The following is an 18,668-nucleotide window of genomic DNA, read 5'->3' as shown; positions in this document are numbered from 1 at the left end:
AGATGGCTCAGACGTCCGTTCTTATTATCGGCGCCGGCCTGGGCGGTATTGCCGCATCCATTCATTTGGCCCGGCGCGGTTATCACGTCACCGTCTTCGAAAAGAACGCCCACCCCGGTGGACGGGTAGATCGCTTTTACCGTCAAGGGCATTGTTTCGACACCGGCCCAACCCTCTTTATCATGCCTCATGTCTTTGAAGCCGAATTTGCCGCATTAGGCACACCACTCCATGCCGTTCTTGACCTGCACCGGGTTGATCCCACCTACCACCTGGTATTTGACGATGGAAGCAGTCTGTTTTTATCGTCAGATCTGAAAGCCATGCATGAGCAACTCGAAGCGCTGGAGCCCGGTGCCTTCCGCGGCTTCCTGCGCTACCTGGACGAAGGCTATCGTCATTACAACCAAGCCATGGCGTCCCTGGTCAACCGCGACTTCCGCACTGCCGGCGAATTTTTCAACTTGCGCAATCTGCCGTTGTTATTCTCCCTTAAACCGCTTTCGCGTCATTATGACCACATGGCAGCCTTCTTTCGCACCGCGCGGCTCAAGTCTGCCTTTACCTTCCAGGATGTTTACATGGGATTGAGCCCCTTTGAAGCTCCGGCCACGTTTTCCATGATGCCCTTTACCGAGATTGCCCACGGCGTGTGGTATCCACGCGGGGGCATGTACCAGGTCGTGGATGCCCTGAGCGATATGGCAGGCCGAGCCGGGGTAGAATTTGCCTATCACCAGGGGGTAAAGCAGATCGAAATCGCAGGACAACGGGTTAGTGGGGTGCGACTGGAGGATGGGCAATATGTCCCAGCCGACTGCGTCCTGGCTAACGCTGATCTTCCATATGTGTACCATAATTTACTTCCCCCAGACGGGCATGCGGCACGCCTGCACCGTAAACGATATTCCTGCTCGGTGATTTCCTTCTTCTGGGGGGTAGATCGCGTATATTTGGCGCTTGGGCCGCACACCCTATTTTTGGCCGAGGATTATCGGGAGAATTTTGACGCCATTGTCCACCAATGCCGTCTACCCGACAACCCCAGCCTGTACATCCACGCCCCCAGTCGCTTGGATGCCAATATGGCGCCGCCTCAACAAGACACACTCATCGCCATCGTCCCGGTGGGACATATGGATAACGCCCACCCGCAAGATTGGGCAGCCCTGATCGCCCAGGCTCGGCAGGCTGTCTTCCGCCGTCTGGCCCTACTCGGCATCACCGATTTAGAAGCCCACATCAAGTTTGAAACCGTCTTCGCGCCCCCTTCCTGGCAAAAACGATATAACTTGGTTAAAGGGGCAACGCATGGGCTGTGCCATAACCTGATGCAATTAGGTTACCTTCGCCCCCGCAACCGCCACCCGACCTACACCAATTTATTCTTTTGTGGCGCCAGCACCCACCCTGGCACCGGGATGCCCACTGCGCTGGTTTCGGCGCGCCATGCCGCCCAGCGCATTATCGAAATGCTGGAGCCCAGGCCCTAAGTCATCCCTCGCGCCGCTCCGATGGTAGCGGTTCCGCCACCAACCGGCCCCCGCGTACCGTGGCGCCGATGACCAGCCCGGCGCTGATCAGCACCATATTCTTGAAGATGTACTGCCCCTCCAGGGTAGGCGCATACGGAATACGGTAAAATACCTCAGCCGGGAACAGAAAAATCGGGGTGATAGTGCCCAACATTTGGAAGAAGAGCAGGAACAGCGTAGCGCGCAGGTAAAGCCCCACCATTAGACCCAACCCGATCAGGGTTTCCAACGTTGCCAGCAAGATGCGCGCCGCATCCGCTGACAGTAACCCCAGGCTGAGGGTGGTGATGGTACGCGTAGCTAGGCCCTCCGCCGGGCTTAAGCCCGGAAAGAATTTCAGCACCCCAAACCAGAAGAACACCACTCCCAGGCTGATGCGTAGTAACGTAATGCCATGCCGCGCCATCCACGCGGTTAAGAGCGGATCCACGCGGTGATAGAGTCTCAGCCACCAAGTTTTCATCCTAGACCACCTTTATTGTGATTTCAATCACAAAAAGTCTAATCCAAGGTTTCCAATAAATCAAGAGTAATTACACCTTTTATATAGAGATTAGACCATTAACAGCACCCCACCCATATATTTTGGACAATTTCAACCTTGACAGTTTAGAATATATATTCTATAGTTGATGTCTCACCCTCACTCTTTGGGTAAAGCCCTCTGGACGAAAAAGGCCAGGTGCAAAAATCGGTATAGGTTCAACCCACCGTCTTACCCACCCCAAAAGGAGCCCAAATATGAAGACCTCAAGTACCAAAATTATCCCCCACCTCTGGTACGATCAAGAAGCCAGAGAAGCGGCAGAGTTTTATGTCGCTGCCTTTGGAAACGGCTCTCAGATCACCAACATCACTACCCTGCCTGATACCCCTTCGGGAGATGTCGACATCGTTTCGTTCACCCTTGCCGGCCAGCCGTTCATGGCCATTAGCGGCGGGCCGCTCTTCAAATTCAACCCCGCGATATCGTTTATCGTCAACTTCGATCCCTCGCGCGATCCGCAGGCACGCGCCAACCTGGATGCATTGTGGACAAAATTATCCGCCGAGGGAACCATCCTCATGCCCCTCGACCGTTATCCTTTCAGCGACCATTTCGGCTGGATTGCGGACCGATACGGTCTTTCCTGGCAATTGATGTTATCCAACCCTGCCGGCGAGGAACGCCCTTTTATCACTCCCCATCTGCTTTTCGTCGGTGAGGTATGCGGAAAAGCCGAAGAAGCCATCTATTTCTACCTTTCCGTATTCAAGAACACCCGCCTTGGGAATGTCTTTCGTTACGACGAGGGGCAACCGGAAACGGCAAACCTGATCATGTTCGCCGATTTTATGCTCGAAGGAGAGTGGTTCTCCGCAGCCGATAGTGCCCATCCGCATGAATTCGCGTTTAACGAAGCCGTCTCATTCATGGTGTATTGCCGGGATCAGGACGAGATTGATGCATACTGGGAGAAACTCTCCGCCGAGCCCGCCGCCGAGCAGTGCGGTTGGCTCAAAGACCGCTACGGCCTTTCCTGGCAAATCGTCCCGGCAGAGATGGACAAAATGCTTCTCAACGGCACCCCCGAGCAAATCGCGAGGCTAACCCAGGCGCTTATGCCCATGAAAAAATTGATCCTTACCGAACTACGCAAGGCATTCTACGGATAGCCTAACTCTGTGTCCCTTATTCCCCAAGGAGACCCGTGCGGATAGCACACCTATCTATACTGTATCGCATCCAACGGCTCTATCCGTGCCCGCGCGTATCACCCACCCCATAAAAAAGCCGCCTGCGATCGAAACCAACGCAGGCGGCAATGCTCCACAAGAAATGGAAACTAGGCTGCGGTGCTCATCCCGAGATTCTCGAGGGCTTGGTTATAGGCCTGACCGTAAAGATGACCCATGACGGCCATGCCATAGACATAGGTAAGCAGTACACCCACAAAGCACAGGATTACACCCAGCGGTGCAATCAAGCCCACAACAAACGAGCCCACCAGCACGAGTAGATACGCTCCCGGCGCCGCGCGCACCAGACGGAACACCTCACCGAAATTCAACCCTGCCCCCAGTGAGCCTTTGGCCAGGAAGTTGGCATAGGCTGCCGGCAGCACCACCGCCAGGATCACGCCATAGATCACGCTGAACAGGCCTACACAGACCGAGATCAGCGTATAAAGTACAGTCACCGCATCCGAAACATTGGAACTGTCTATCCCCAGTAGTGAACTAAGGATTCCCACAAACATCGAGAGCAACACAATGGGCAGGGCATACACCAGGCCAATCACAAAAGCCTGAAAACCCCGCGCCAGATCGCCACCAAAATCCAAATCCGGCAGCGGCTCCGGATCGTGCGCCATCACACGGCGGGTGACACTCAACCCCCACCCCAAGACGATAAACTGCCCAATTATAGGGATCAGACCCACCAGAGCAGGGATAATGATTTTGCGCAACCAATCCTTATCCTGAAAGACAAATCCAAAAGCGCGTCCAAAGTCCATCACTGCCTCCTCACAATCCAAGGATATTTTTCATCATAGCAGCAGTCGGGCTGATGTACAAGCATCAGCCCTTTGCAATTTCCTTACACCTGCAATGTTCACGCCGCGGGGGTCGTGGGGGCATTAATGGTCTCAAAATAGCCCCGTACCTGGGCATCGCTGTAGAAAACCAGCGCCAGGATGCCCACGACCAGCGCGATCACATTGCCGAAGAGGATACAACAAATCTCCAAGATGGCAATCGTCTGCGAGAACTGCACCGGTACCGGTGGGTTCGCCAGCAGTTTGATCGCATACAGCACCTCAAACACCCCCAGGATCGCCGGGAGTACCGTCACCGGGGCGCACAACAACCCCAGCCCTAACGTGCCCAGCACCAGACCGCCCGTCAACCCCAACCCGGTTAAGATGTTGATGATGCCGCTGACCAACGTCAATACCCCGAGCGCCGTCACCATGCCCGGCTTCTCTAACGTTGGCCGGGGAGAAGCATATTGCGGAACCTCATTCATGAATGCACCACTCCTTTTTGCTTGTGATCTCCATGCCCCAAGGCGGGGCTTTTCAAAGGTATCTACGCACAACAAACGCCGGGGTTGCGCAAAAAGGGCTAAAAATGCTCAAACCGCTCAATCGGGAGGACGAAAATCACCGCACGCTGTTCGCCGGGTTCAGTGGGTGGGGTCAATGCCTTGCGGATTACCTCCAAAGCCGCCTCCACCCGCTCCGCCTCCACCCCAACCAGCAACGTGGATTTACCGCGGCGCAGAAACCCTCCGGTCGAGGCAATACACGTCACCCCGAAGCCCGCCGTGGTCAGCGCACGTGAGACAGGGTCGTTATCCACATCCCGCACGATGGCAATGATCATCTTCATCATGGCTCAGACCTCCTCAAAGTGCTCCACCACCAGGCTGAACACGGTCGCCCCACCCACCGTGACCGGCGTGGGTACGGGCAGAGCCAGGGGGGCGCTTTCCAGCGGCACAGCGATGTATTCCACGCGCTGGCGGCAGGTCTCGCGTAAGTCTTGCAGCGCCTGCTCCTCACGGATTTCAGGCAACCCGACCAGCAGGGTGGCATTACGGCGACCCAAAAACCCGCCCTGGCTGGGCAAACGGGTCACGGTGAAGCCGCGCCGCTCCAGTGCGCTCACTGCGCCATCGGCATCCTGCGCCTGCACCACCGCCAGAAACAACCGGTTAACCGGAGGAGAAGAGGGATTGGCTTCGGAGTTCATAACAACCTCCGTATATGGGATAAACGATCAGCCACCACCTGATACAGCCCAGGACCTTCCACTTTGAGCGTCGTATGCCCCGGGAACGTCACCAAGGCATCATCCTGAAGAAATTGTACCGTTATTCCCTGATATTGTACTGTAATCGGCCGTCGAAAAGGGTTATTGGGGGCGAGGATCACCTGATATGGGGAGATTGCAAATAGGCCCAGGGTGCGCAAGAAGAGCCCCAACGGCGCTAAGCCGTGTACCGCATGAGGTTCTCCCAAGCCGCGGCCGCTTTCGGCATCATAAGCGGCCCAAACGTCCCCACTTTGAGCCCAAGCCACGGCGATGCCTTCCAGCAAACGCCCAACCAGGTCGGCAGCCAGGTCACGGTAGCCGTAGCGCAGCAGGCCCTCCCCGAGGAACGTATTCCAAAGCGGAGCGAGGATTTGACCATATCCATCCTCATCATCACGTGGCCCCAGGCTGAAGCCGAGGCGCCGCAGGTAACGGGGGATAAGGGCACGTTCCACCATCTGAGCCGCCCGCTGCGGCGATGGGATGCCGGCCCACAGGGGCAAAAACAGGCTGAGATCCTCGAAACGGTACTCCCCGCTCATGATCTGCCCGCGCATGCCGGTAGGCAGACCTTGGACGATAACCTCATCCAAGCGCGCGAACAGTTCGGTGGTCACCGCCACCCCGTGATCACCGCGCCACATCATCTGGCGCGCCGGGATGACCACCTCTATCTCCCCGCTCGGCCCCGCGCCGCGCAGGATTAACCTCAGGGGCAATGTCCCGCTTTCCCCCCGTTCCATCACCAGCATCAGACGGCGCGGCGGCACCAATACCCGATCCAGATGAAATTCCCCATCCTGCGCAAACTGCAGCAGCACCTCACCGGCAGGCCAAAGGTGGGTTTGAGCATCGCGGTAGCGGTAGATGGCAGATTCACCATCCCAGGCCGCTTCAACCTCCTGGTGCAATGCCGCCAGGCGTGCCTGCAACCAGGGTAACGCCGTTTCATCCTGAACCCGCGTCGCGATCCGCATCAGGTTCTGACCCTCATGGTAAAGCCAGGCCGCCAGGGCCGGGCTTTCCAACCACGGCGTGCCGGCGCCATAACCCGCGGCCCCAGGGCGACGAAAGATGGGACTGCTTTCCAAACCAGACTGATAGGGATGATCCCATTCGGGGAAGCCATCCTGATCACGATCGTGCGCGGGCTCAAACCAGAGGCGATAAAATGCCATCAGGCGAGGATAGATCTCAGCCCACCAGGTGCTGTCATCCTCAAAGTAGGGGAAGAGCCGCCAGGCCAGGGTAGCCAGCAGGGGTTGGGCCAGGTAACGCCCGCGCTGCCCACCCAAACCCGGTCGCCAGTCAATAAATCCGTTTGCCTCTTGCACTGCCAGGAAGTTCTGCAACCATCCGCGCACCCACGTCGCCCCGCCGGGCAAGACCACCTGGCTCAGCCACCACGCATCCAAGGCCGTCTGCCCGGCCCAGTGGTAGGGATAGTCACTCCCATCCCCGCGCGCCGAAAAACCCTCTTCCGGCTGTCGCGTGAGCACAAATGAGGGGTGAGGCAAGTGCGCGCTGGCCGGAACGCAAAAACGCCACGCGGTACGTTGGGACTGGGCCAGGACGGCATCCCAGGTGGGGTTGCCGCTGGCAATGTGCACCTCCTGCGCCGCCTGCTGCCCCCGCAGGTGGGTGATGTGCGCCTCCCAGGGTTCGCGCAATCCTTTTAATGCGCGCTGGTAGGCTTCTGCACCCTGAGGAGCACGCGCGAACACCCAGGTCAGGGTATCCCCCTGGCCGGGTTCCAGCGTTAGCGTCACGCTCAATGCGCTGAACGGGGCTTCCACCGCCTGCGCCGCAGGGGCACTGAGGCCTGCTACCAGGACCCAACCCTGAGTAGTGGCTTCCAGCCAAAGGTGTCCTTCACGGCGGCGCGGGTGAAAAGTGCGCCCGTTATCCAAAAGCCGCAGCACCACCGCCCATTCCAATCGCATTGTGCGCGATTTCAACCCGGTGTTACGCAGGTGCAGCCGACCCAGCAAGCGGAACGAATCGGGCACCCAGGTCTCCGCCCGCACCTCCAGGCCGGGAAACGGCGCCCCGCGCACCACCGCATACGCTGCCTGGACCTCATCCACCTGAAGCGGGCGGTAAAAGCGCCGCGGATCGGCCACCGCCCAGCGCCCCTGCACAAAGCGCGGAAATAGGCGCAACTCGCGCACTCGTAGCCCCAGGCGCGTGCTCAGCGCCAGCGCCGGCGGCTCTCCCCCGCCCAATTCCCATGCCCAGATGGCATCATCGGTATAGCAGACCCCGCCATGGCGGGCATCCGCGGCCAGGATCAGCCGCCAGGGATCGTGAGGTAATACCGGGGGTTGCATAGAATTATTTTAGCCATCCTTATGTAGGGGGTCAAATACCGCTGACCTCATGGCCCAAAAACCCCCTCTCTTTACCTCCTACCCAGGAGGTCGCTCCGGCGCGAAGCCCCTATATACGGAAGGGACCTTTGTTGCATCGGCTGATTTCCAGGGGCAATGTACCGCTCTATTACCTGATAAATCCTACCTTATTTGACTCAAAAATTCTTAAAACTTTCTTAGAAATTCTTAGAATTTTTTCACAAACGCTTGACAAGCCGTTTTGACCTCGCTAATATAAAATCAGACGGGGTAATAACAAGTCCATGTGGCGGCGATGAACTGCGGGGTGGCGTTCTGGTCGCCAATCCGCCCAGAAAAAAAGGGGGGTACATCCCGCAGGGAGCCAATGGCGAAACCGGCCACAGCAAGGCCGGTTTTTTGGTCTCGACACGGTAGATCACAAACGAGGCGGCAGGGGGGCCACCGACCTGAACGGAGAGGGAGCGTGAGCATCCCCCGCCGCAAAGACCGGCTTGCCCCACAGCACCTTAACAGGCCGCCCGATTCAGGCGCCTACATAAAAAACCCTTGCCCCGGGTGGCGGCCCGGGCAAGGGCGGGGACACAGGGACACGGGTAGCGCCCGCTGTGCATTTCCATTATAACATGCCTGCCGGCAGAAAGCAATCGTCCACCCCGGGTGGCGGACCGGGGTGGACACACCGGCAGCGGGGAATGCCAGAGGCACGCTGCCCGTCCCGTCCCATGCGGAAAGGAGGTGAGCATCCGCTGCGGAGGATCAGGACGGGTCACGTTGTTTTAAGTACTCTGTTCTCACTGCACCTTAAAAATCACTTTTTCTAAATCCTATTGAAAAGAAAGGAGTGTTGAGCCATGACGAAGCGTTTGCCTCTGGCCTTTTTGGCCATCCTGCTGATCGTCCTGCTGGCCGGCCTGGGCGTGGCCTACGGTTTGTGGTCGGAAACCCTCACCATTAGCGGCACGGTGAACACCGGTGAAGTGGATGTGGGCTTTTCGGGGCCCTGGGTAGCCGAGTGGGTCGAGGTTAACGGTACGCCTCAATTAGAACCAAAAGAGAAGGATGGGGCAGCGGAGTGCTCTGCCAAGGCAATTGATTCGGATCTTACCAGTGACGGCAAGGAAACCATTGAGGTGACTGTTACAGGCGCCTACCCCTCCTATCACTGCCTGGTCAAGTTCGATATCTCAAACCTTGGCACGGTGCCAGTACACATCTCTAAACCGAAACCCGGTGAAGGGACCCCGTCTTGGGTAGAAGCCTCGGCCTGCTACCCTGAATGGTACCAACTCCACGCCAAAGATAGTGCCTGGGCTTCGATCCTCATCCACTTCACGAACAAGGACGGGGTGAATGAGAACGATAAATACAAATTCACCTTCACCATCCAGGCCTTGCAGTGGAATGAGGCACCGAGCGCAAGCAAAGATTCAGTCTCTACCTGCTTCGCACCTCCTGAAGGAATTGTGCCTGAACTGCAGGAGTAACAGCATAGTAACGGTTGGGGGCACCGAATTGGTGCCCCCAACAGGGCCCAGTGCTTTGAGGTAAGGAGAGCCTATGAGAACCAAACCCCTGATGCTTCTCACGTGTCTGTTGCTCCTGCTGCTGGGTGGCACCGGCGTGGCCTATGCCTTGTGGAGTGAAGTGCTTACCGTTGAGGGGACCGTTTATACCGGCGAGGTGTACGGAAAATGGACCTCGTGTATCTGCACCGATGAGGGCCTGGATCCATTTCCTCCAACTTGGCCATACCCCTACCCCAAGCCGCAACAGAAGGACGTCGGCAGCACCGCTTGTAGCATTGATGCCAAGGATCCTCGGATTCTCCATCTCACCATCTCCAATGGCTATCCGTCCTACTGGGGCAATTGCGAGGTTCACTTTGCCAACACGGGCTCGGTGCCGGTGGTTATCGCTGGGTATAAAGTAATCGCCAAAAATTTCACTCCTGCTTCGGGAAATGGCACCGAAGACGGTGAGATTTGGGTCAAATACTGGGATGGGGTAGGTACTCAAATGGAACCCTGCCCGGATGACTCTTGCGAACAGGCTTCCAGCCTGCAGTTCCACGTCGAGCAGCCTGCTGAGGAGAACGAGACATATATCTTCCAAGTTTTGGTTTGCTTGCGCCAATGGAACGAAGATGCCGACCTCGAGCAATGTCTTGCCGCCGCACCCAGTTACTAACATCACCGTAACGAAGGGGTAGGTGATGTCGTTCGCCCTACCCCTTCAATTCCACCCCCCGGAGGCCACCTGCTTATGCGCGAGTTCTTTCGTCACCGTCTGCTCACCTTTCTAAGTTCGCCGCAGACCCAGCGCGCTGGCTGGCCGGCGTTGGCGCTCAGCGCTGCGGCGGCTTACCTCCTTATCTACTTCCTCGCGCCCACCCTGGCGGCGGGGGTCAATTTCTACCTCCTCCAACCCCTGGCGTGGTTGCTCTTGGGTGGGGTGGCAGCCCTCCTCACCTGGAGCGGCTGGAGCACCTGGCCGCGCCCAACCCGCCTTTTGTTCATCTTTGCCCTTTTGCTCGGACTCATCCAAACCGCCGCTTTTTTGCTGGCGGGCTTTATCTTTGGCCTGGGTTACTCGCCGTATGCCCACCGCTTCCCGGCCGTTTTGGGCAACCTGTGGTACCTGGCGGCCGGTTTGTGCGGCCTGGAAGCCGCCCGTGCGACGTTCGTCTGCCGGCTGGGCCAACGCAACCTCCTTCTGGCGGTGGCTCTGGGGGCGCTCATTCCTACCCTTCTTCTCATCCCATTGGGGCGCTGGACTACCCTGAACACCCCACCGGAAATCATCGCCTTTCTGGGTGCCCACCTCTTGCCTGGCTTGGGCGAGGGCCTGGTGGCTGCACTCCTGGTCTGGCTGGGCGGGCCGCTCCCAGCCATCCTCTACCGCGCCTTGCCCCTGCTCTTTGAATGGCTTTCCCCCGTCTTGCCTAACCTGACCTGGTTGGTGCATGCGTTTATCGGCACCCTGGTGCCGCTGATCGGCTTTTTCTACTTACAGGGTTTCCTCCCCATCACGGTCGGTTCCAATGCCCCCACCGAAGCACCGACCACTCGTTCGGTCTCACTCAACAGCTGGTGGTGGGTTTTGATCATCGCGCTGACCGCGTTCTGGTTCAACACCGGCTTTTTCGGTGTACGTCCTTTTGTCGTCAGCGGTTACAGCATGAAACCCACCTTGGTGGCGGGTGATCTGGTCATCGTCCGGCCGGTCACCCCCGAAGCCATCCAAATTGGGGATATCATCCAGTTCCGCTTGCCGGGTGGCTCGGTAGTACACCGCGTGGTCGAAATTCAGCGCGAGAACGGCCACCTCACCTTCATCACCCAGGGTGATAACAACAACGTCCGCGATGACCCGGTCACCCCCGAGCAGGTGCAAGGGCGGGTGGTCCTGGTCATTCCCAAGGTGGGCTGGCCAACTCTATGGCTAAAACAGGTGGTGCAATGGCTCTTCTGACGTTATTACGCCGTATTCCTCGCCCGCGCCTGACTTTCCAACCACCGCTGTGGAGCCTGGCACTGGGCGTACTCAGCCTCTGGCTGTTGACCCTCTTTATGCCGGTCGGTCAAACCTTGTGGGCGGAGGTGCTGACCGTCTCTGGAGAAGTCAACACCGGTCAGTGGATCTTTACCGAGACCCCCACCGCAACCCCCACCCTGACCGCCACCCCTGGCGGCCAGTCCGGTACCACCATTAGCGGTTTCAAGACCGCCGAAACGCGCTGGTCCGAGGGCTTGCCAGCTGAGACGTTCATTGTCTTTGGGCAGATTTGCGTAACCAATGGCGGTGAACGCCCCACCGAAGGGCTGCGGATTGTGGACCAGGTAGAGATCAAGCCCAAGCAGCAAGAGTGGCAGCCGTCGGTCAACGCACGTTTGGAGTTGACGCCCGCCGAGCAACTCGCGCCGGGTGAAACGCGTTGCTATGACTATGAACTGGCCGTCCCCTGGTTGGCGGAAACCGCCTACCGCAATACGGCTACGGTTACCATCCTTAACCATTCCGGCTGGCTACCGGGAGGTAACCACTGCGCCGGGCCGGAACCCTGTCCCTTCGGCTTCACCACCCGCACCGATTTTGAACCCCCTGCCATGGGCAAGACCATTCCCGGACCCACCCAACCCAATCCGGGTGACGATGGCGGCACGATTATCCCTCTGCCACGCGGCTGGCAGCCCTCCCTTACGCCCAGCCTGACCGCCACTACTACCTTTACCTTGACCCCCACGCCCACCCTTGCGCCAACCGATACTCCCATCCCTCCCACTGAAACAGCCACCCTGCCTCCGCCGCCCACCGCAACCCCCACGCCGTCCCCAATCCCCACGGATACCCCTGAGCCCACGGCGACGCCTGAGCCCCCAACTCCAACGCCAGAACCACCAACCCCCACTCCTGAACCACCCTCAAATCCCCCACCACCTTCACCTGGTGGAAGTTAGCCCTGCTGCTCCCGCCAGACGCCGCAGCCGCTGCGGCGCCCCGCTCACCCCTGCGGGCGACTTTGCCCGCAGGGCTTGTGTTTCCCCTTGCCAAAGACCGCCCTCAGCGTTACCATACAGGCAACGTTGGATTCCCCACTCGTAACTCGCGCCGGAGGTTGGTTGTTCCATGACGGCTAAATCCCATTGGCTTATGATATTGACTACGCTGACGCTGAGCGCGCTTTTACTCGCTGCCTGCGGTAACCCTGCCCCCCAGGTCACTCCAACCGCTTCTCTCACCCCCTTTCTGCCCGGCCCAACCCAAACCCCACGTCCCGCCGCGACAGCCACACCGGCGGCCAGCCCTACACCGGCGGCCACAGCCACCCTGCCCTACCCGCCCGAAGGGTATGGACCGACTAACTTCCCGGCCGACATCAACCCCCTCACCGGATTACCGGCGAGCGATCCGGCTTTGCTCAATCGCCGTCCCATCCTGATCAAGGTGCAAAACCTGCCGCGCAGTGACCGCCCTCAATCCGGCCTCTCGCGCGCCGATATTGTCTATGAACTGTACACCGAGTACGGCTCCACCCGCTACGCCGCGCTTTTTTATGGCCAGGATGCCGAGCGCGTGATGCCCATCCGTTCGGCGCGCTACCCGGATATCAACCTCATCCGCATGTACAAGGCAATTTTCGTCTTTGGTAGCGCCTACGAACCCGTCTTCCGCCGCCTGGCCAATTCGGAGTTCGGTGACCGTTTAATCCTGGAAGGCAGCGATACTTGCCCTGCACTGTGCCGTTTTGACCCTAACGGGCGCAATTACCTGGCCGCCAACACCCAAGCCCTGCAAGCCCTGCTGACAAAGCGCGGGATTGATAATTCCCGCCCCAATTTAGACGGCATGGCCTTCAACCTCACCCCACCGGCCGGCGGCCAGCCTGCCGAGCGCATCTTTGCCCGCTTTTCCGGCGCCATCTACAACCGCTGGGATTACGACCCCACCAGCGGGCGTTACCAGCGCTATGTGGATAAAGAAAACGACGTGGATCAGCGCAATGAGGTCTATGAACTATTGACCGATGCACTGACCAACCAGCCCATCCAGGCCGACAACGTGGTTATCCTCTTCGTGCGTTACGAAGAGGTGGATCCCCGCCCAGAGGTTGAGGTACTGGACTTCAAACTTCTCGGCACCGGCACTGCCTACCTGGTGCGGGATGGGCAAATCTACAAAGTCAACTGGCAGCGCCTGCGTGAAGAGGATGTGCTAACCCTGGTGGACGATGCCGGCCAACCGGTGCCCTTTAAGCCCGGCCAGACCTGGTTTGAGGTGATGGGGCTGACCACCCGCGTCCAGAACGAAGGGGCTACCTGGCGCTTTACCTTTGGCCGCGACTGGTAACCCTGTATAAGCCCCGGCCGCCAACGGCTTGACAGCCCCCTGTTTTTATGGGATACTGACCTTAATGCAGGGCCCGCCCTGCATTCGGAAATGCCATCCCAAACGAGAGGAGGTGATGTCGAGCAATGGACAGTAGTCGTCAACCTAGGGCTGCGGCATCCCTCCTCATGATCGTTTAAGGGAGCCGCAGCCCGCCCCCCGGCAGACCGCCCACCCTGGGCGGTTTGCCTTTTAAAGGCGGCGCACTGCCTCGACCGTCAACCAGAACAGCCGTTCACGATCGCTACCGCGCCGGTACCATTCGCGTTCATCCCAGCCCTCCGGGATAACCAGATCACCCCCATAGAGCACCTGCCCCAAAGGGACCCCGCGGAAGCGGGCCACGGCCATCAACGCCGCTGCTTCCATCTCGACCACCACACAACCCTCATCCACCCGCCGCGCCCGCCGTGCCACCGTCTCCCGATACAACCCATCGGTTGTCCAGGTTTTACCCAGGCGATAGGGTACCTTGTGGTATTCCAGCGCTGCAACCAGCGCCGCCACCGCCTGCGGATCGGCTATCACTTCGCGCGCAGGGGGTAAATAGTGATACGATGTGCCTTCATCCCGCACCGCTGCTGTCACGACGATCACGTGCCCGGCGGTGATCTTCGGGGTGAGCGCACCACAGCCCCCACACGCCATCACCTTGCGCACGCCCAGAGCAAGGATCTCTTCCAGAAAGCCCGCTGCCAGCGGAGCTCCAACCCCCGGGTGAAGCACTAACACCGGTTCGTTCTCTTCCTCTTCGAGCAGGTAGAGGGGGTTTGGGCCGATCTCGGATTTCAATTGACCGATGACGCGCAACCGCCCCCGCGCGCGTAGCCCCTCCAATACCTCTTGGAAAAAGCACAACACCGCCCGCTTCGGAACCGGCGCTGCGGGCAAAGGGGGTTGAGGTTCTAAAATGGCGCGCGGATCGGGATCATACTCTAAAATCGGCCAGGAAGTGGGGCTTTCTGACATGCCATTCCTCCTTCAAGGGGTTTCCGGCAACTCCGGGACAACCCACACAATTCCCTCCAGGCCGGCAAAGCGCTGCCGCATCACCGCCAGGGCTTGGGGATTGTTATCTATTAAGATAAAGCGCCGCCCCAATTCCAGACACGCCGCACCGGTGGTGCCGCTACCGGCGAAGAAATCCAGCACCAGGTCGCCCGGGTTCGATGAGGCCTGAAGGATACGCCGCAGGATGCCCAACGGCTTCTGAGTGGGATAACCGGTGCGTTCACGGCCGTTGGTCGGCACGATGGTATGCCACCAGGTATCGGTGGGAAACTTGCCACGCGCCGCCTTCTGCGGCCCCACCAACCCCGGCGCCATATACGGAATGCGCTCCACCGCCTCGTAGTTGAAGGTATAGTGCCTGGGATCTTTGGCATAAAAAAGGATGTTATCGTGCTTGGGTGGCCATTTGCGCCGCGTCCGAGCGCCGTAATCGTAAGCCCAGATGATTTCATTGAGAAAGCATTCCCGCCCGAAGATGCTGTCCAGCAAAACTTTACAGTAGTGCACCTCGCGGTAGTCAATGTGAAAGTACAGGCTGCCGTGCGGTTTGAGCAGGCGATACGCTTCGCGCAGGCGCGGCTCCAGAAAAGCCAGGTAGTCATCGAAGATATCGGCATAAGCCTGGTGACCCAGTTTAACCGTCAGGTAGCGCCGCCCCCCGAACCCTACCCGGTCACCGCTCTCCGCTTGAATAGTGCGCAGGCGCGGGCGTGCCTGTACCCGCCCGGTGTTGAAAGGGGGATCAATGTAAATGAGATCTACCGATTCGGCGGGTAAGGACTGCAATATCGGCAGGTTATCCCCAAAATACACCCAACCGCGCGGCGCTGCATCAGCCGTCATTCCGATCCTTACTCCCCGATAATCTTGACCAGCACCCGCTTCGGGCGGCGGCCATCGAATTCGCCGTAGAAAATCTGCTCCCAGGGCCCGAAATCCAATTTACCATTGGTAATCGCCACCACCACCTCGCGTCCCATCACCTGGCGCTTGAGATGGGCATCGGCATTATCCTCACCGGTGTCATTATGGCGATACTGGGAAATCGGCTCATGTGGAGCAAGGTGTTCCAGCCAACGCTCAAAATCCTGGTGCAGGCCGGGCTCATCATCGTTGATGAACACCGAGGCCGTAATGTGCATGGCGTTCACCAGGACTAATCCCTCTTTGATCCCGCTCTCGCGCACGCAGGCTTCCACCTGTGGCGTGATGTTGATGAAAGCCCGCCGTGAAGGCACATTGAACCATAATTCCTTGCGATAACTTTTCATCGTCAACCCCTCAGTGGCAAAATCAACGGCGCAGACACGATCTGCGCCGTTGGATTTTAACATAACTTACGCGGATTGAGGCCCTATGCACCAGCAGCCGCCTCCTGTCCCAACAGGGCGTTCAAAACTGCCGGTAGCAACCCACCCTGACGATAATAGCGGATCTCATTGGCAGTATCCAAGCGCAAGAGGACATCAAAGTGCACCTCGCTGCCATCGGCGCGGCGCGCCCGCACCTGCACCCGCCCACCGGGATGCAGATTCTCGGCCAACCCCAGCAGGTCATAGGTTTCCTCGCCGCTCAAACCCAGGCTTGAGGCATTTTGCCCGGGCAAGAACTGCAATGGCAACACTCCCATGCCGGCCAGGTTGGCGCGGTGAATCCGCTCAAAGGATTCAGCAATCACCGCACGCACTCCTAACAGGCGCGTGCCCTTGGCCGCCCAATCGCGGCTGGAGCCGGTGCCGTATTCCTTACCCGCCAGGATGAGTAGAGGCACCCCCTCGGACTGGTACCGCATGGCCGCCTCATAGATGGTCATCTGCTCTCCGTCGGGAAAGTGACGGGTAAACCCGCCTTCCACCCCCGGCACGAGCAGATTCTTCAGGCGGATGTTGGCAAACGTGCCGCGCACCATCACCTCATGGTTGCCGCGCCGCGAGCCATATGAATTGAACTCCGAAGGCGGCACTCCCCGTTGGATCAGGTATTGCCCGGCGGGGGTATGCACCGGAATGCTGCCGGCCGGGGAAATGTGATCGGTTGTCACGGAATCGCCCAATACAGCCAGCACTCGTGCGCCGTGAATATCGGCCACCCAGGTCGCCGTCTCCGGCGGATCGTAGAACGGCGGGGGTTGCAGGTAGGTTGAACCCTCATCCCAGGCATAGAGCACCTCTTCCTTACTCTCAATGGCGTTCCACAGCGGGTTGGCGGCGTACAAATCGGCATAATCGCGGATAAACAACTCCGGCCGGATGGCTCGTTGGATGGTTTCAAACACTTCCTGGCTAGAAGGCCAAATCTCGCGCAGATAAACCGGCCGGCCTTGTGGATCGTACCCCAGCGGCTCGCGGGAGAGATCCCGCCCAATCTCGCCAGCCAGGGCATAGGCCACCACCAACGGTGGCGATGCCAGGTAATTGGCTCGGGTGTGCGGACTGATGCGCCCCTCAAAATTGCGGTTGCCCGAAAGCACCGCCACCGCTATCAGATTGTTATCTTTGATGGCATTGACAATCGGTTCAGGCAAGGGGCCCGCATTGCCAATGCAAGTCGTACAGCCAAAGCCAACCAGGTGGAAGCCCAACGCCTCTAATGGCTTGAGCAGACCGGCTGCGGCCAGGTAGTCAATCACTACCCGTGACCCCGGCGCCAGGCTGGTCTTGACGTAGGGCGGTGTGCGTAAACCACGTTCAACCGCTTTTTTTGCCAGCAGGCCAGCGGCGACCATGACAAAGGGGTTCGACGTGTTGGTGCACGACGTGATGGCCGCGATCACGACCGAGCCATGGCGCAGGGTTGCCGTCTGCCCATCCAATGCCACCGTGACCGCGGTCTCTTGCTCCGCCTCGGGTATGCCAAATCCGTTTGCCGTGCGTGGTGCCGTCAGCGCCTGGCGGAAGTTGGCTGGCACTTCGCTCAGGGCCACTCGATCCTGCGGACGGCGCGGTCCGGCCAGGCTGGGTTGCACCCGGCTCATGTCCAGTTCCAGCACCGCCGTGTAGGTAGGGGTAGGCGTTTCGGCCGTGCGGAAAAGATGCTGGGCTTGATAGTACGCTTCTACCAGGTTCACCAAGTCCTCGGGACGACCGGTGAAGCGTAGATAGTCCAACGTTTGCGTATCCACCGGGAAATAGAGCATGGTCGCGCCGCTTTCAGGTGCCATATTGGCAATCATCGCGCGGTCGGCCAGCGTCAGGTGATCCAAGCCGGGACCGAAGAACTCAACCACTTTATCCACCACGCCAAACTGCCGCAGCATCTGGATGATGGTCAAGGTCAAATCGGTCGGGGTCGTACCCTCCGGCAAGTGGCCGCTTAAGCGGAAGCCGATCACATCTGGGATCACAATTTCAATCGGCTCGCCCAGCATGGCGGCAATGGCTTCAATGCCCCCCACCCCCCAGCCGACCACGCCCAGGCCGTTGATCATCGTGGTATGCGAATCGGTACCTACCAGGGTATCCGGATAGGCCAGGGGTAGACCATTGGGACCTTCTGCGGTTAGGACACCCCGCGCCAGGTATTCCAGATTGACCTGGTGCACAATACCTGAGGCCGGGGGCACGATACGCAGGTTCTTGAAGGCACGCTGACACCAATGCAGGAACTCGTAGCGCTCACGGTTACGCTCGAATTCTTTTTCAGCGTTTAGACGGAAAGCATCCGGCGAGCCGTAGTAGTCCACCTGCACCGAATGGTCAATGACCAGATCCACCGGCACCCGCGGGTTGACACTGGCAGGATCACCACCCAGCCGTGCCACGGCGGCGCGCATGCCGGCCAAATCGTTCAGCACCGGTACGCCGGTAAAATCCTGCATCACCACCCGGCCGGGGAAGAACGGCATGCTGGGACGTTGCTCGGCCTGAGGTTGCCAGGCAATGAGATGAACCAGGTCTTGGGGCTCTGCCCGTCCCTGAGCCACGTGCCGTGTCACGCCCTCTAGAAAGACGCGCATGACAAAGGGCAACTGCGCCAACCGTTCCGGGCTGAGCCCGGGCAAGGCGGTAAGAGGATAATAGTGATAGGTCTGTGCTCCCACGGTCAGTGTTGCTAACGAAGGTAAAGCCATCATCCGTTCACC

General features: G+C 59.0%; 18 protein-coding genes. 7 read left to right on the top strand and 11 right to left on the bottom strand.

Translation table 11 applies throughout. From position 1 onward, the window contains the following. Nucleotides 1-2 precede the first annotated feature (2 nt). Nucleotides 3-1,493, top strand: coding sequence for a phytoene desaturase family protein (locus QYE77_RS10900; RefSeq protein ID WP_315625437.1), 1,491 nt, complete (start codon nucleotides 3-5; stop codon nucleotides 1,491-1,493). 1 nt (nucleotide 1,494) lies between these two features. Here the strand turns inward: QYE77_RS10900 and QYE77_RS10895 are convergent, their stop codons facing one another. Next, nucleotides 1,495-1,998 carry a DoxX family protein gene (locus QYE77_RS10895; RefSeq protein WP_315625436.1) on the bottom strand — a complete coding sequence of 168 codons (504 nt, stop codon included), beginning with the start codon at nucleotides 1,996-1,998 and terminating at the stop codon, nucleotides 1,495-1,497. 278 nt (nucleotides 1,999-2,276) lie between these two features. Between QYE77_RS10895 and QYE77_RS10890 the strand changes: the two genes are divergently transcribed. Then, nucleotides 2,277-3,191: a VOC family protein gene (locus tag QYE77_RS10890; protein WP_315625435.1), complete on the top strand. Its 915-nt coding sequence runs from the start codon at nucleotides 2,277-2,279 to the stop codon at nucleotides 3,189-3,191. A gap of 170 nt (nucleotides 3,192-3,361) precedes the next feature. On the opposite strand, the gene QYE77_RS10885 is transcribed toward QYE77_RS10890, so the two are convergent. The 5 genes from QYE77_RS10885 to QYE77_RS10865 all read right to left on the bottom strand — a co-directional run bounded on the left by QYE77_RS10885 (nucleotide 3,362) and on the right by QYE77_RS10865 (nucleotide 7,666). Then, the gene (locus tag QYE77_RS10885; protein WP_315625434.1) at nucleotides 3,362-4,033 is read right to left on the bottom strand and encodes a DUF4013 domain-containing protein; all 672 of its coding nucleotides are present in this window, start codon (nucleotides 4,031-4,033) and stop codon (nucleotides 3,362-3,364) included. A 98-nt stretch (nucleotides 4,034-4,131) separates the two neighbouring features. Continuing rightward, entirely contained in the window at nucleotides 4,132-4,545 is a 414-nt protein-coding gene (locus tag QYE77_RS10880) for a hypothetical protein (protein WP_315625433.1), read from the bottom strand. 98 nt (nucleotides 4,546-4,643) lie between these two features. After that, nucleotides 4,644-4,913: a cyclic-di-AMP receptor gene (locus QYE77_RS10875; protein WP_315625432.1), complete on the bottom strand. Its 270-nt coding sequence runs from the start codon at nucleotides 4,911-4,913 to the stop codon at nucleotides 4,644-4,646. Between the two features lie 3 nt (nucleotides 4,914-4,916). Beyond that, nucleotides 4,917-5,273 (bottom strand): cyclic-di-AMP receptor, encoded by a 357-nt coding sequence (locus QYE77_RS10870; RefSeq protein ID WP_315625430.1) that lies wholly within the window; start codon nucleotides 5,271-5,273, stop codon nucleotides 4,917-4,919. Then, the gene (locus QYE77_RS10865) at nucleotides 5,270-7,666 is read right to left on the bottom strand and encodes a hypothetical protein (RefSeq protein ID WP_315625429.1); all 2,397 of its coding nucleotides are present in this window, start codon (nucleotides 7,664-7,666) and stop codon (nucleotides 5,270-5,272) included. The genes QYE77_RS10870 and QYE77_RS10865 overlap by 4 nt, the downstream gene beginning before the upstream one ends. An 875-nt stretch (nucleotides 7,667-8,541) precedes the next feature. On the opposite strand from QYE77_RS10865, the gene QYE77_RS10860 reads away from it, so the two are divergent. The 4 genes from QYE77_RS10860 to QYE77_RS10845 all read left to right on the top strand — a co-directional run bounded on the left by QYE77_RS10860 (nucleotide 8,542) and on the right by QYE77_RS10845 (nucleotide 12,147). Next, nucleotides 8,542-9,174, top strand: a complete 633-nt coding sequence (locus QYE77_RS10860) for a hypothetical protein (RefSeq protein ID WP_315625428.1) — start codon at nucleotides 8,542-8,544, stop codon at nucleotides 9,172-9,174. A gap of 73 nt (nucleotides 9,175-9,247) precedes the next feature. Continuing rightward, the gene (locus QYE77_RS10855) at nucleotides 9,248-9,877 is read left to right on the top strand and encodes a hypothetical protein (protein WP_315625427.1); all 630 of its coding nucleotides are present in this window, start codon (nucleotides 9,248-9,250) and stop codon (nucleotides 9,875-9,877) included. A 75-nt stretch (nucleotides 9,878-9,952) separates the two neighbouring features. After that, nucleotides 9,953-11,161, top strand: a complete 1,209-nt coding sequence (locus QYE77_RS10850) for a signal peptidase I (RefSeq protein ID WP_315625425.1) — start codon at nucleotides 9,953-9,955, stop codon at nucleotides 11,159-11,161. After that, nucleotides 11,128-12,147: a hypothetical protein gene (locus QYE77_RS10845; RefSeq protein WP_315625424.1), complete on the top strand. Its 1,020-nt coding sequence runs from the start codon at nucleotides 11,128-11,130 to the stop codon at nucleotides 12,145-12,147. The genes QYE77_RS10850 and QYE77_RS10845 overlap by 34 nt, the downstream gene beginning before the upstream one ends. Here the strand turns inward: QYE77_RS10845 and QYE77_RS10840 are convergent. Continuing rightward, nucleotides 12,130-12,318, bottom strand: a complete 189-nt coding sequence (locus QYE77_RS10840) for a hypothetical protein (protein ID WP_315625423.1) — start codon at nucleotides 12,316-12,318, stop codon at nucleotides 12,130-12,132. The two genes, QYE77_RS10845 and QYE77_RS10840, sit on opposite strands and share 18 nt — an antisense overlap. Between QYE77_RS10840 and QYE77_RS10835 the strand changes: the two genes are divergently transcribed. Then, on the top strand, nucleotides 12,317-13,537 hold the full coding sequence (locus QYE77_RS10835) for a DUF3048 domain-containing protein (RefSeq protein WP_315625422.1): 1,221 nt from the start codon (nucleotides 12,317-12,319) through the stop codon (nucleotides 13,535-13,537). The two genes, QYE77_RS10840 and QYE77_RS10835, sit on opposite strands and share 2 nt — an antisense overlap. Before the next feature lie 231 nt (nucleotides 13,538-13,768). Here QYE77_RS10835 and QYE77_RS10830 read toward each other — a convergent pair whose 3' ends face one another. The 4 genes from QYE77_RS10830 to acnA form a co-directional block, all read right to left on the bottom strand. Beyond that, nucleotides 13,769-14,545 carry a nucleoside phosphorylase gene (locus QYE77_RS10830; protein ID WP_315625421.1) on the bottom strand — a complete coding sequence of 259 codons (777 nt, stop codon included), beginning with the start codon at nucleotides 14,543-14,545 and terminating at the stop codon, nucleotides 13,769-13,771. Between the two features lie 12 nt (nucleotides 14,546-14,557). Further along, the gene (locus QYE77_RS10825) at nucleotides 14,558-15,430 is read right to left on the bottom strand and encodes a DNA-methyltransferase (RefSeq protein WP_315625420.1); all 873 of its coding nucleotides are present in this window, start codon (nucleotides 15,428-15,430) and stop codon (nucleotides 14,558-14,560) included. An 8-nt stretch (nucleotides 15,431-15,438) separates the two neighbouring features. Further along, on the bottom strand, nucleotides 15,439-15,858 hold the full coding sequence (locus QYE77_RS10820; RefSeq protein WP_315625419.1) for a secondary thiamine-phosphate synthase enzyme YjbQ: 420 nt from the start codon (nucleotides 15,856-15,858) through the stop codon (nucleotides 15,439-15,441). 83 nt (nucleotides 15,859-15,941) lie between these two features. Continuing rightward, nucleotides 15,942-18,659, bottom strand: coding sequence for an aconitate hydratase AcnA (acnA, locus tag QYE77_RS10815; protein WP_315625418.1), 2,718 nt, complete (start codon nucleotides 18,657-18,659; stop codon nucleotides 15,942-15,944). Nucleotides 18,660-18,668 lie beyond the last annotated feature (9 nt).

The organism is Thermanaerothrix solaris (assembly GCF_032334255.1).
Classification (GTDB): domain Bacteria; phylum Chloroflexota; class Anaerolineae; order Anaerolineales; family Anaerolineaceae; genus Thermanaerothrix; species Thermanaerothrix solaris.
The sequence above is the reverse complement of the archived record's forward strand: the minus strand, read 5'-3'. Positions and strand labels throughout refer to the sequence as shown.